This is a genomic window from Hymenobacter pini (assembly GCF_020421205.1).
Lineage (GTDB): Bacteria > Bacteroidota > Bacteroidia > Cytophagales > Hymenobacteraceae > Hymenobacter > Hymenobacter pini.
This window is the reverse complement of record NZ_JAIZZH010000007.1, coordinates 1-12,284: the sequence shown is the minus strand read 5'-3', so window position 1 is coordinate 12,284 and position 12,284 is coordinate 1. Positions and strand designations below refer to the sequence as shown.

At 58.1% G+C, this 12,284-nt stretch carries 10 protein-coding genes; 6 read left to right on the top strand and 4 right to left on the bottom strand.

Annotated features, from left to right (window positions below):
- Positions 1-119 precede the first annotated feature (119 nt).
- Entirely contained in the window at positions 120-521 is a 402-nt protein-coding gene (locus tag LF252_RS20880; protein ID WP_226271538.1) for a hypothetical protein, read from the top strand.
- Positions 522-680: 159 nt separating this feature from the next.
- On the top strand, positions 681-1,694 hold the full coding sequence (locus LF252_RS20875) for a hypothetical protein (protein WP_226271537.1): 1,014 nt from the start codon (positions 681-683) through the stop codon (positions 1,692-1,694).
- A gap of 40 nt (positions 1,695-1,734) precedes the next feature.
- Here the strand turns inward: LF252_RS20875 and LF252_RS20870 are convergent, their stop codons facing one another.
- Positions 1,735-2,256, bottom strand: a complete 522-nt coding sequence (locus LF252_RS20870) for an RlpA-like double-psi beta-barrel domain-containing protein (RefSeq protein ID WP_226271536.1) — start codon at positions 2,254-2,256, stop codon at positions 1,735-1,737.
- A 451-nt stretch (positions 2,257-2,707) separates the two neighbouring features.
- On the opposite strand from LF252_RS20870, the gene LF252_RS20865 reads away from it, so the two are divergent.
- The 4 genes from LF252_RS20865 to LF252_RS20850 all read left to right on the top strand — a co-directional run bounded on the left by LF252_RS20865 (position 2,708) and on the right by LF252_RS20850 (position 9,280).
- Complete coding sequence (locus tag LF252_RS20865; protein ID WP_226271535.1) at positions 2,708-3,898, top strand: SMP-30/gluconolactonase/LRE family protein; 1,191 nt, start codon at positions 2,708-2,710, stop codon at positions 3,896-3,898.
- 207 nt (positions 3,899-4,105) lie between these two features.
- Positions 4,106-6,952, top strand: a complete 2,847-nt coding sequence (locus LF252_RS20860; RefSeq protein WP_226271534.1) for a 2-oxoglutarate dehydrogenase E1 component — start codon at positions 4,106-4,108, stop codon at positions 6,950-6,952.
- 131 nt (positions 6,953-7,083) lie between these two features.
- Complete coding sequence (gene odhB, locus LF252_RS20855) at positions 7,084-8,742, top strand: 2-oxoglutarate dehydrogenase complex dihydrolipoyllysine-residue succinyltransferase (RefSeq protein WP_226271533.1); 1,659 nt, start codon at positions 7,084-7,086, stop codon at positions 8,740-8,742.
- Between the two features lie 67 nt (positions 8,743-8,809).
- Positions 8,810-9,280, top strand: a complete 471-nt coding sequence (locus LF252_RS20850) for a hypothetical protein (protein ID WP_226271532.1) — start codon at positions 8,810-8,812, stop codon at positions 9,278-9,280.
- A gap of 124 nt (positions 9,281-9,404) precedes the next feature.
- On the opposite strand, the gene LF252_RS20845 is transcribed toward LF252_RS20850, so the two are convergent.
- From LF252_RS20845 to treF, 3 genes are all read right to left on the bottom strand, one after another.
- A complete protein-coding gene (locus LF252_RS20845; RefSeq protein ID WP_226271531.1) occupies positions 9,405-9,767 on the bottom strand; it encodes a group III truncated hemoglobin in 363 nt (120 codons plus the stop codon).
- Positions 9,768-9,931: 164 nt separating this feature from the next.
- Positions 9,932-10,333: a group III truncated hemoglobin gene (locus LF252_RS20840; RefSeq protein WP_226271530.1), complete on the bottom strand. Its 402-nt coding sequence runs from the start codon at positions 10,331-10,333 to the stop codon at positions 9,932-9,934.
- Positions 10,334-10,522: 189 nt separating this feature from the next.
- Positions 10,523-12,100, bottom strand: a complete 1,578-nt coding sequence (treF, locus tag LF252_RS20835; RefSeq protein ID WP_226271529.1) for an alpha,alpha-trehalase TreF — start codon at positions 12,098-12,100, stop codon at positions 10,523-10,525.
- Positions 12,101-12,284: the final 184 nt, after the last annotated feature.

Sequence of the window (12,284 nt, the reverse complement as noted above, 5' to 3'; positions counted from 1 at the left end):
CAAGCGGAAATATCGGGGGTTGTACGGGCGGTACGGGCACAGGATATGCCAACTTTTCCGGGACTGGACAAGTATAGCCGTTTATACTTATCCAGTAACTCCTTTTGCCGCTCATACTTATGGATTCCATTGCCTCCACCCCGCAGTCGACGCCCACGCCCACCATTCCGCTCGACGTAACCGATCAACAAAATTCGGCCCTGCTCGATGATACCCTGAACCTGCTCAACGCCGGGGCCCCCGACAAATCGGGCCCGCAGGGTTTAACGGAAATTGACCGCTGGACGGAAGTTCTGCGGGCTTCTGAGCGGCCGGGGCTGGCCAAAATCATCCAGGAGCTCAACACCCTGCGTGCCCAACTCTCAGCCTCCGACACCCAAGCTCACGACCTGGCCGAAACGCTGGCTACTCTGGGGGCCGAAACCTCTAAAGTAGCCGAGGAAACGTCTGATGACTACAGCGGCCCGCTGGCCCAGCTCGGCAAGCTACTCATCAAGCTAGGCTCCACCCTGTCGCGCTAACCGGCGCGGTACCAGCTACATAAAAAGCCCTGGCTACGCTACGTAGTCAGGGCTTTTGTGCTTCGGGCAAACAATTGGCAGGCAGGGTAGTATTCTTCTCTTTCCCGCATCGGCCGCACTACCGGCCGCCGTACTTTTGCGCTTCTGATTTTCTCAGCTATGTCCGAATACCAGCCGCTCGCCGACCTCACACTGTACGATCCGTTTGAAGGGATGCGCTTCAGCATGCATCAGTGTTTCCTGTGTGGTACGCCTACCAGCCCTCCGCAGGATACCGTGCCCGTGTTTGCCGAGTGGCTGATGATGCGCTATAATTTGCAGGAGCGGCAAATTAAGTTGCTGGATATGAGTATTGTGCAGTATCAGCACCTGCGCATTGCCTGCTGCCCGCGCTGCCGGACTCAGCACGTAGAGCCCCTGGAGGCCCGCGTTGAGCTGGCATCCCGCGAAGGGCTGCAGGGCTTCCGGCAACTGGATGAGCAGACGCTGTTTTTGTGGCTGGGTAAGATGTTTTACGGCGTATTAGTCACGGAGCTACTCACGGAAATGGACCCGTTGGCGAAGCCGCAGTACCCGCTGGCTGAAAATGCGCAGCTGCTGCGCCGTTTTCAGGCCTTTTATCAGCCATTTCAGGCGTTGCGGGTACCCATGGAATACGAAGATTTCACGCCCGGCTCCCTGTTTATTCTGGAAGCCGCTCCCGAGAAAGATACTATTCCGTTTGAGTACGATGACGACCTGAGCACCATTGCCTTCAGCATCAAGCTCGATGAAACCGTGCTGGTGGCGTGCTTAGTAGATAACGGCATAATCCGGCAGGCCATGCGCCGGGTGTATCAGGATGCGTACCGGCCGCTGCACCCGGTGCAGATTGCTGAGTTTAAAGCCCGGGTGTATTATGCAGCGTATCTGCTGAACGTAGTACCCGACTACTACCCCCGCGCCCTAAAACCCGGCGACCAGGAGGTGGTGATGGATACCTTGATTGACGACGTAACCGGCGACATTTTCAACCCGTGGGAGAACAGTGCCTACGCGCAGTCGTTGCTGGAAATGTGGAAACGGTGGCAGATTCCGCTGACGGATATTCTGAGTAACCCGGCTGAGCCCCTTTCCTTCCTGTATGATGCAGATGGAGAGCCCCGGCACTTGCTACGGTACCCGGAAGCCTAGGATAACAGAAAAAGCAGGGTAATAGGTGGGAGTCAGTAAGTTAGCTGGCTTCCCAAGCAGGCTCGGGAGCAACCTTGCTGATCCGGATGTTGGGCCAGCGGCCTTCCAGCCCTTTTTTGCATTCCCGCTCATTCACCAGCACATCTACACAATGGCGGTGGCGGCGGTTCATAGTATCATGAATGGTGTAGACGCCGTCCAGGGCATCTGAAATACCGCGTACATGCACTTTGTCGCCGTAGTGGAAGGGACCTCCCCACTTGTCGAGCATGTCGCGGGAAACGGCCAGCCAACGGGTTTTGCTGGAGTGCCGCGTAGGAATGATGGAGCCATCGGCGGTTTCCATCGGGTTATCATCGGTCTGGCCCACTTCGGGCCAGTAGGTCGTGGCCGTTACACGGTACGACAGCGTCTGGGGAGCCTTTTTTACGGGCAATACCGGTATGGCAACGGCCACCGGGCGGGGACTCAGGCTGGCAACCGTGGAGGGCAGCGCCAAAGCCGGAACAGAAATGGTGCGGGGAGGGAAGAGAAAAGTCAGTAAGAATAACGCAATGGACATGACGATTGGGTTCGTGGACTCTCGCTTATTGTCCGGAGAGATTGGACGGCCGGCCCGACTCGGCTAGTGGGAAGGCTCTAGCCACGTTAGCAGCTGAAAAAAGCCCTTGGGGTGTATAGTAAGCGGCAAAAAGCGCCGAAAACAGGTCGATTGAAGATGAAGGGTGGTTTAAATATAGACAAATGTTATAATTAATTGCACTTGTAAAATATTGTCCTTTTGGAGGGGTCAAAGGTAAGAATAATTTTTTAATCAATATTTTCAGTGCTTGCTAATAATGTTAGTAAAAAAGGATGCGGCGTTTTTACGCTACGGCCCCTGCCTTACGCAAGCTGCCAGCCATAGGTTATAAGCTGAGCAGGAACTTGCGGCGGCATCGGGCGTAAAGAAGTAGCAAGCTTCTGCCGTGGTATAGCTCTCGGCGCGTATTGACAACCAAACCCCCTCGCTCATGTTAGGTTTTTCCTCCCGCCAACTCCTCGGCTGTCAAGCCCTGGGAGTATTAGGCGTAGCCGTTGTTGCCTGTTCGTCACCTACTGAATCAGGAAGTAATTCTGCGCCCACGGCTGCTGCTGATACGTCCGCTACGGCGGCTCCGAAGGCAGCGGCTAATTCTCCGTTGCAGGTAGTTGCCCAGTTTCGGGAGCCCCAGATGGTGGGTGTGGCCGTACTGCCCGATGGCCGGGTCTTCGCCGACTTTCCGCGTTGGGATGATAACCCTGTAAACCCAGTGGCCGAAGTATTACCGGATGGCTCGGTGAAAGGGTACCCCGATGCCAACTGGTGCATCTGGAACGAAACCGTGCGCAATGAGCCCCAGAAGCACTGGATTTGCCCGCAAAGCGTGTATGCCGATAAAACCGGCATGCTATGGGTACTCGACCCGGCCTCGCCCGGTCTGAAAGCTACCGTGCCCGGTGGCCCCAAACTGGTCAAGATTGACCCCAAGACCAATAAGGTGGTCCAGAATATCAGCTTCCCGGAAAGCGTGGCCCCGCGTAAGTCTTACCTCAATGATGTGCGCATCGATACTCAAAACCAGTACGCCTACATCACCGAGTCGGGCGTGGGTAGCCTAGTAGTGGTAGATTTAAAGTCGGGCAAGGCGCGCAAGCTCTTGAACCAGCACCCCTCGATGCTGGCCGATACCACCCTCAACATCAAGGCCGACGGCAAAGAGCTGATTGACCCCAGCGGCAACAAGGCCCGTTTCAACGCCGACGGTATTGCCCTAAGCCAGGATATGCAGTATCTCTACTGGAAGCCCCTGACCAGCTACAACCTGTACCGCATCAAGACCGAAGCGCTACGCAACCCGGCGCTGTCAGACGCGCAGCTGGCTCAGCAGATCGAAGACCTGGGCAAAGTGCCCGCCTGCGACGGTATGGAAATCGATGCCCAGAATAACCTATACATGACCACCTTTGAGGACCACTCCATCAAGCGCCGCACGCCCGCTGGCAAGATTGAGCTGGTGGTGCAGGACGAGCGCCTGGAATGGCCCGATACATTCGCTTTTTCCGGCGACGGTAAGATGCTGTACGTGACAACTTCCGCCATTCACAAAACGCCTACCTGGAACAAAGGTCTGGGCAAGCAGGACCAGCCATATACCATCTTCAAGTTTCCCGTTGGCCAGTAACCTCCACCATAGATATTCAGTACAGAAAGGCCGTTCTGCCCAGCAGAAACGGCTTTTCTATTTATTTAATAGATTACAGCCTTTCTCAAGCAAACGAATGTTAATTGTATAGTGTTGATAGTGAAGTTTATTTGAGTATGCGCATATCAGTTTTAACTTCTTAATCACACTAGTTACATTTGCCCTGACACCACCAGCTCCCACCGCATGGACGCTTATTCTTACATCGCCAACGCACACGGCGAATACCTTGACCAGCTGTACCAATCCTACAAAGCCGATCCACAGTCGGTGGATGTGAGCTGGCAGAAATTCTTTGAAGGCTTCGACTTCGCGCAGCAGTACCCTGAAGGGGGCGTGCCGCAGGCCGATGGCGAAGGTGTACTCACCACGCCCGCTAGCACCAACCAGGCCGGGGCCATCCGCGCCGTGGATACGGTTGCCGCCGACAAGGAAACTCAGGTGCGTAACCTTATTCACGCCTACCGCAGCCGAGGCCACTTGGTGGCCCGCACCAATCCGGTGCGTGAGCGGAAGGACCGTAAAGCCCGCCTGAATCTGCAGGACTTCGGCCTGAGCGACGCCGACCTCGATACCAAGTTTAAGAACGGCGAGGTGCTGGGCCTGGGCTCGGAGGCTACGCTGCGTGAGATTGTAGCGGCCCTGCAGAAAATCTACACCCGCACCATCGGGTTCGAGTACATGTATATCCGCGACCCGCAGGTGCTCGATTGGTTCCGGGAAAAAGTGGAGAAGGACTCGTTGAGCTTCAACCCCAGCGCTGAGTACAAGAAGCGCATCCTGAGCAAGCTCAACGAGGCCGTAGTATTCGAGAACTTCCTGCATACCAAATTCCTGGGGCAGAAGCGCTTCTCGCTGGAAGGCGGCGAAACCACCATTCCGGCTCTTGACGCCATCATTCGCAAGGGGGCTGAGCTAGGCGTGGAAGAGGTGATGATTGGCATGGCGCACCGCGGCCGTCTGAACGTGCTGGCCAACATCATGGGCAAGACCTACGAGCAGATTTTCTCGGAGTTTGAAGGCACGGCCGTACCCGACCTGACCATGGGCGACGGCGACGTGAAGTACCACATGGGCTACAGCAGCCAAGTGGATGCCGGCGGCCGTAGCGTGAACCTGAAGCTGGCGCCCAACCCCTCGCACTTGGAGGCGGTGAACCCCGTGGTGGAAGGCTTCGTGCGGGCTAAGCTCGACCACGGCTACCAGAACGATTTCAATAAAATTCTGCCCATCCTGATTCACGGCGACGCCGCCGTGGCGGGCCAGGGCATCGGGTACGAAGTAACGCAGATGTCGCAGCTGGAAGGCTACAAAACCGGCGGCACTGTGCACTTCGTCATCAACAACCAAGTGGGCTTCACCACCGATTTTGAGGACGCCCGCTCCAGCATCTACAGCACCGACCTGGCCAAAATCATCGACGCGCCGGTGGTGCACGTGAACGGCGACGACCCCGAAGCCGTGGTGTTTGCCGTGCAGCTGGCTACTGAATACCGTCAGCAGTTCCACGCCGATATCTTTATTGATATGGTGTGCTACCGCCGCCACGGCCACAATGAGTCGGACGAGCCCAAGTTCACCCAGCCCACGCTGTATAACCTCATCAGCAAGCACCAGAACCCCCGCGAGGTGTACAATGCCATGCTGGTAGAGCGCGGCGACGTGGACAAGGAGCTGGCTAACCAGATGGACCAGGAGTTCCGAGCGCTGCTGCAGGCCCGCCTGGACATGGTGAAGCAAAAGCCCTTGCCCTACAACTACCAGCCCCTCGAAAACGAATGGCGCAGCCTGCGCCGCAGCAAGCCTGAGGATTTCGACCAGTCGCCGAACACTGGCATCAGCGAAGAGCTGGTGCAGAAGGTAGGCAAGGCCCTGACCACGTTGCCCGAAGGTTTCCGCCCCCTGAAGCAAATTGAAAAGCTGATGGAGGAGCGCAAGAAGATGTTCTTCGAAACGCGCACCCTCAACTGGGCTGCCGGCGAGTTGCTGGCCTACGGGTCCTTGCTGGCTGAAAAGCACATTGTGCGCCTGAGCGGTCAGGATGTGCAGCGCGGTACGTTCTCGCACCGCCACGCCGTCCTGCATGATGCCGAAACCTCGGCCCCCTACAACTCCCTGAACTACATCGAGGAAGGTCAGGAAACCCTGCGCATCTACAACTCGCTGCTGAGTGAGTACGGGGTGTTGGGTTTCGAATTTGGCTACGCCATGGCCAACCCTACGGCCCTCACCATCTGGGAAGCGCAGTTCGGTGACTTTGCCAACGGTGCCCAGACGATGATTGACCAATTCATTGTGTCGTCGGAGAGCAAGTGGCAGCGTATGAACGGCCTCGTGATGCTGTTGCCCCACGGCTACGAGGGTCAGGGCCCGGAACACTCCAACGCCCGTCCCGAACGGTTTCTGCAACTGGCCGCCGAGAATAACATCATCGTGGCTAACATGACCACGCCGGCCAACTTCTTCCACGCCCTGCGCCGGCAGCTGACCTGGGAGTTCCGTAAGCCGCTGGTGGTAATGTCGCCGAAGTCGATGCTGCGCCACCCGCTATGCGTGTCGCCGGTGGAGGAGTTCACCTCCGGTACCTTCCGCGAAGTGCTGGGCGACGTGTACGTGGAGGATAAGAAAGTGAAGCGCGTGCTGCTGTGCTCGGGCAAAGTGTACTTCGATTTGCTGGAAGAGCAGCAGAAGTCAGAGCGCAAGGACGTGGCCATTGTGCGCCTAGAGCAGCTGCACCCCTTCCCCAAGAAGCAGCTGGATGCCGAGCTGGCGAAGTACCCCAAAGCCAAGGTGTACTGGGTACAAGAGGAGCCCGAGAACATGGGCTACTGGAATTACCTGCTGCGCTTCATGCGCCGCGAGCTGGAAGACGTTATTTCCCGCAAGCCGTCGGCCTCGCCGGCTACCGGCTACAACAAGGTGCACGTGAAGGAGCAGAAAGAGCTGGTAGCTCGCGCCTTCGACAAGCCCCGCGAGGAAGTAGCCGATTCCATCATCAAGGAAACGGCTGCTAAAGCACAGAAGACGGACTAAGCACCGCTTGTCATTTCGAATAAAGTGAGAAATCTGGTAGTAGCTACGAATGGCCGCTCTAGATTTCTCACTTCACTCGCAAGGACGCCTTCAACGACATTCCCCACCGAAACTCCTCAAAACTCCCACGTATGGGTCTGGAAATTAAAATCCCCGCCGTTGGTGAATCCATCACCGAGGTTACCATTGCCAAGTGGCTGAAAGCCGACGGCGACACCGTGAAGCGCGACGAAATTCTGGCCGAGCTGGAATCTGACAAAGCCACGTTTGAGCTGCCCGCTGAGGCTGATGGCGTGCTGAAAATTCGCGTGGCCGAAGGCGAAACCATTGGTATCGGGACCACCATTGCTGAAATTGATGGCGCTGGCGCCGCTGCTCCGGCTACCTCGGCTCCGGCTGCCGCACCTGCTACCGCCACTGACCCCGTGAGCAAAGGCGAGGAAAACCCCAAAGCCAGCGACCAGGCTGGCTACGGCGGACAGCCCGCTGGCGGCGCTGCTTCCGGTACGCCCGCTGCTCCGGCTGCTGACAACGGTGGCGGAACCGTGGAAATGAAAATCCCGGCCGTGGGCGAATCCATTACGGAGGTAACGGTGGCCAAATGGCTGAAAGAGGACGGTGCCCAGGTGCAGCGCGACGAAATCATTGCCGAACTGGAATCGGATAAGGCCACGTTTGAACTGCCCGCCGAAGGCACCGGCACCCTGCGTCACGCCGCCAAGGAAGGCGAGACTATCGGCATTGGTGCTACCATTGCCCGCATTGAGGGTGGTAGCGGTGCTGCTGCTCCGGCTTCGGCCCCTGCTGCCGCGCCGGCCGCTACTCAGGCTGCCCCCGCCGCTGCGGCTCCGGCTGCTTCGGCCTCTACCAGCTACGCCACCGGCACACCTTCGCCGGCTGCCGGTAAAATTCTCGGTGAGAAAGGCATCAACCCGGCCGACGTACAAGGCTCGGGCCGCGACGGCCGCATTACCAAGGAAGACGCCCAGAACGCCCAGGCCAAGCCCGCCGCGCCGGCTCCAGCCGCTGCTCCGGCTAAGCCGGCGGCTCCTGCTGCCGCGCCTCAGGCTGCTCCGGCGGCCAGCGGCAACCGGGTACAGCGCCGGGAGCGGATGAGCAACCTGCGCAAAACGGTAGCCCGTCGTCTGGTGTCGGTGAAGAACGAAACGGCCATGCTCACCACCTTCAACGAGGTGAACATGCAGCCCATCATGGACCTGCGCAACAAGTTCAAGGACAAGTTTAAGGAGAAGCACAGCGTAGGCCTCGGCTTCATGTCGTTCTTCACCAAGGCTGTGTGCGTGGCCCTGAAAGAATGGCCCGCCGTGAATGCCCAGATTGATGGCACCGACATCGTGTACAACGACTTCTGCGACATCAGCATTGCCGTATCAGCCCCCAAAGGCCTGGTGGTACCGGTAATCCGCAACGCCGAGGAACTGTCGTTTGATGGCATTGAGAAGGAAATCGTGCGCCTCGCCACGCTGGCCCGCGACAACAAGCTCACCATCGAGCAGATGACCGGCGGTACGTTCACTATTACCAACGGCGGCGTGTTCGGCTCCATGATGAGCACCCCGATTATCAACGCTCCGCAGTCGGCCATCCTGGGCATGCACAACATCGTGCAGCGCCCCGTAGCCGAAAACGGCCAGGTGGTGATTCGCCCCATGATGTACCTTGCCCTGAGCTACGACCACCGCATCATCGACGGCCGCGAGTCGGTGTCGTTCCTGGTGCGCGTGAAGGAGCTGCTCGAAGACCCGACCCGCCTGCTACTGGGCGTGTAATTGTCAGGATTTGTAAGTTTGAAAGCCGTGCCTCTACTCTGGAGGCACGGTTTTTCGTTTATCGGCTATGCAGGAAGACATTATCGAGGTTGAGTCAAACCACTTCATTACCAAAGCAGGCTGCTACGCTATCATAGCTGTCAGCTGCGTTATCTGTCTTGCCATCATAATAGACGCCAACCGGCAGCACATATATGATTCGCTGGGAGGGCGGTTGCTTTTAGTGGTACTCATCGGGGTACTTTCGCCGTGGTACTACCAATCCACCTTAAAGCACCGTACGTTGACGCTTACCCAACAGGATTTCCGTATGGAACAGGAGCCGGACAAAGTGCTGCATCATCTGTCTATGCAGACCTTAGTTGGCTGGTGGGTTGCCGAAGACCTGAGAAGAAGAAGTGCAGGCAAGGCATTACACTTCGATTTCAAAGACAGTGGACGAATCTATTTACTTAGCTATGAGTATAGCCGATTTGCGTCCATAGTGGAGTACTTGGATGTTCATTTTGCACGCAAAAAGCGCCATGATTTCTCATAGCCTAATTTGGCGCGCAAATAAAAAGCCCCCCGGATTCTGGTCCGGGGGGCTTTTTGATATGGGTGGATGGGTGAATGAGTGAGGAGAACGGGTGGGAATTGGGGGTGGGTGAAACGGGGTGGCGCTAGGCGCCGATAGAGTTGGAAGCCAACGTAGCTACCTGATGCATTGCTTTATCGGCGTTAGAGCCGGAGAACTTCTCTTGCACGGTGCTGGTCAGCACTTCCGTCCAGCGCTGCAGGCACTTGGAGGGCAAGGCCGAGTGCAGCGGAATCTGTTGACCTTCTTGGTAGCGGGTGGTGCCCAACAGGGCGCTGCTCCAGTAATCGTAAAGCGAGGTGAGGTGCCGGGGCCAGTGTACCTGTGCTACGGCCTGGCACACGGGAGCCAGCAGCTCGTCGTTTTTGGCCTTGCTGAACGCCGTATCCACCAGCGTCATGATGTCGCCTTCGGTGCGCAGATCGGGGAGGGAAGTCAAAGTAGCCATACGAAAGGGGGTAGGACGAGTGGATACGTAGCGAATTTACGCAGGTTTCGGAAATTTCGCCAATGAGCGAAAAATCTTTTTACTCGATAGCCCATCAGGGTGAGGGAAAAGGTGGGGCTTGTACGGGCCCAAAACCCCGAAGGATACCTCGTAAGCGGCTTTTTTCAGAGAATGTGAAAAGGATTTCGGGCCTGAGAAATCCGGTGCTCAAATACGGCCGCAATAGTACCGGCCCGGTAAATGGCTTCATCGGCCACAGGTCCCTGATACTGAGCTTCTACGTTTTCGACGAACAGCGTAAGCCAGCGGTGGAAGTGGCGGCCATCAATGGGCAGGGTCAGGTGTTTGGGAAAGGGCCGGCCCCGGTAGCGGCCGGTACCCAGCAGCAGGCCGCTCCAGAAATCATACATGGTAGCTAAGTGCTGCGGCCAGCGGCCCTGCACAACGGCTTCAAAAATGGGCCCCAACAGCTCATCGTTCTGCACCCGGCCATAGAAGCTGTCAACCACGCGGCGCACGTCCTCCTCGGATTGAATATCGGGCAGGGAAACAGACAAGTCAGCCATAGGAGAACCTGAGTAGGGTATGAAAAGGTTGCTGCAGTTACTGTACCTCCCAACCAGACGCCCAAGGGCGGCAGATATGATAGGGCACGCCTAATAGCAAAATTGGAGGGCTGAGGCAAGGCAAACGAAAAGTCGGTCCTGCCTAACCCGAAGATAAGGTAGGACCGACGTGACGGCCACAGAACACGGTTAGAACGACTTGTCGGGCTGGTATTTGTTGATGAGGTTGAGCAGAACGCCGTTGGTCCAGCCGAAGCCATCCTGCAGCGGGTACTCGCCGCCGCCAGCTTTGAGTTTCGTATCCACCACATTGTACTTCTCCATCAGCTTGCCGGTTTGCTGAAACACGTCCCGGTTCAGCTCAATCCAGCGGGTGGCAATGGTGCGCGCCAGGGTAGGTTGACCGTAACGCTCTAAGCCGCTGATGGCCATGTACTGCAGCGGGGCCCAGGCATTGGGGGCATCCCACTGCTGCCCGCTACGGCTGCGGGTGGTGGCCAGGCCGCCGGGCTGGAGGAAGTTCTGTTGCAGGCCCGCGGCCAGCAGCTTGGCCTGGGGCGGGGTGGCAATGCCGAACTCCAGCGGAAACGTGCCCGCCAGGGTGAGCCGGCTGGAGCGTTGCCGGAGGCGGAAGTTGTAATCGACAAACCAATTGGCCTTGGCATCCCAGCAGTAGGCCAGAATGGCCTTCTTGCGGTTCTGGGCCTTGGTCTGGAAAGCCGTAGCCTGGGCCGCGTTGCCCTGCAGCTGGTAAGTGGTAGCCAGGCTGTTTTCGAGGTAGTAGAGCAGGCAGTTCAGGTCAACGGGGACCAAATCGGTAGTCTGGATGCTGCCCAGCTGCCCGTCGGGCCCGAACCAGCGGGTGCTGAAGTCCCAACCGGAAGCGGCGGCCGCCCGGATGTTGCGGTAGAACTGGGCCGGGGGCTGCTTGCTGAGTTTGGCGGCGGCCACGTCCTCGGCGTACGACTCTTCCCGGGGCTGGTCGCTGCTGTCGTAGTAGCGGTTAAGCACCTCGCCGCCAGCCAGACGCACGGCGCGGTCCTGGGCGGTGCCGGGCCGCAGGGTTTCGGCCCCGGCCATCCAGTAGTTATACTCGCGCAGCAGCTGGGGCTGGTAGCGCAGCAGTGTCTGCTGGTTGCCCTCCTGCTGGGCCAGCAGGTTCACCATCAGGGCAAAAAACGGGGGTTGGGAGCGGGTAAGGTAGTAGGTGCGGTTGCCGTTCGGGATGAAGCCGTAGGTGTCCAGCAGGTAGGCAAAATTATCCACCATGTCCCGGATGACCGTGGTGCGGTGGCTTTCGGCCAGCCCGAGCATGGTAAAGTAGGAGTCCCAGTAGTATACCTCCCGGAACCGTCCGCCCGGCACAATGTAGGGGCGCGGCAGCGGCAGCAGGGACGAGGCGCCCGGGGTGGCGGTGTCGGGGTGGCGCTGGAGCACCGTCCAAAGCGTATCCAGGTGGTGGCGCAGGCCCGCTTCTACCCGGCTGCGGTACTGGCCGCCGGCCGGGGCCGGGGGCGTGAAATGGGCCGCCACGAAGGCTTTCAGGTCGAAGCCCGGGGCGTCTTTCTGCTGAGCATAGGCCCGCAGGATGTCGGCTGGCGGCTCCTTGGCCGTGGCATCCACGAAGGTTTTGTTATCGGGATACACCCGGCCCAACTGCACGGCCTCAAACAGGCCCGGGTAGAGCTGGCGGGGCGAAGGAGGTAGCTGCTGAGCGGCGGCAGTGCCAGCCAAAACCAGCAGCACCGCGAAGAAGAGGTTACGCATGGAGCAAAGGGTGAAAGGTGGGAGTACGTAGAACGTCAGGCTGAGTCAGCTAACTCAAGTTGCAGACTACGACACTACGTCTAGTTCCCCTCCTTGGAAAGGAGGGGTTAGGGGTGGTTGAAGCCAGCAGAACGGATTACTAAAGATTGTCGTCAGTGGATGTTCAACGATTGTCAACCACCCC

Excerpts from the sequence above, each read along its gene's own strand:
- LF252_RS20880 (WP_226271538.1), top strand. The coding sequence starts at position 120 with ATGGATTCCATTGCCTCCACCCCGCAGTCGACGCCCACGCCCACCATT.
- LF252_RS20875 (WP_226271537.1), top strand. The coding sequence starts at position 681 with ATGTCCGAATACCAGCCGCTCGCCGACCTCACACTGTACGATCCGTTT.
- LF252_RS20870 (WP_226271536.1), bottom strand. The coding sequence starts at position 2,256 with ATGTCCATTGCGTTATTCTTACTGACTTTTCTCTTCCCTCCCCGCACC.
- LF252_RS20865 (WP_226271535.1), top strand. The coding sequence starts at position 2,708 with ATGTTAGGTTTTTCCTCCCGCCAACTCCTCGGCTGTCAAGCCCTGGGA.
- LF252_RS20860 (WP_226271534.1), top strand. The coding sequence starts at position 4,106 with ATGGACGCTTATTCTTACATCGCCAACGCACACGGCGAATACCTTGAC.
- odhB (WP_226271533.1), top strand. The coding sequence starts at position 7,084 with ATGGGTCTGGAAATTAAAATCCCCGCCGTTGGTGAATCCATCACCGAG.
- LF252_RS20850 (WP_226271532.1), top strand. The coding sequence starts at position 8,810 with ATGCAGGAAGACATTATCGAGGTTGAGTCAAACCACTTCATTACCAAA.
- LF252_RS20845 (WP_226271531.1), bottom strand. The coding sequence starts at position 9,767 with ATGGCTACTTTGACTTCCCTCCCCGATCTGCGCACCGAAGGCGACATC.
- LF252_RS20840 (WP_226271530.1), bottom strand. The coding sequence starts at position 10,333 with ATGGCTGACTTGTCTGTTTCCCTGCCCGATATTCAATCCGAGGAGGAC.
- treF (WP_226271529.1), bottom strand. The coding sequence starts at position 12,100 with ATGCGTAACCTCTTCTTCGCGGTGCTGCTGGTTTTGGCTGGCACTGCC.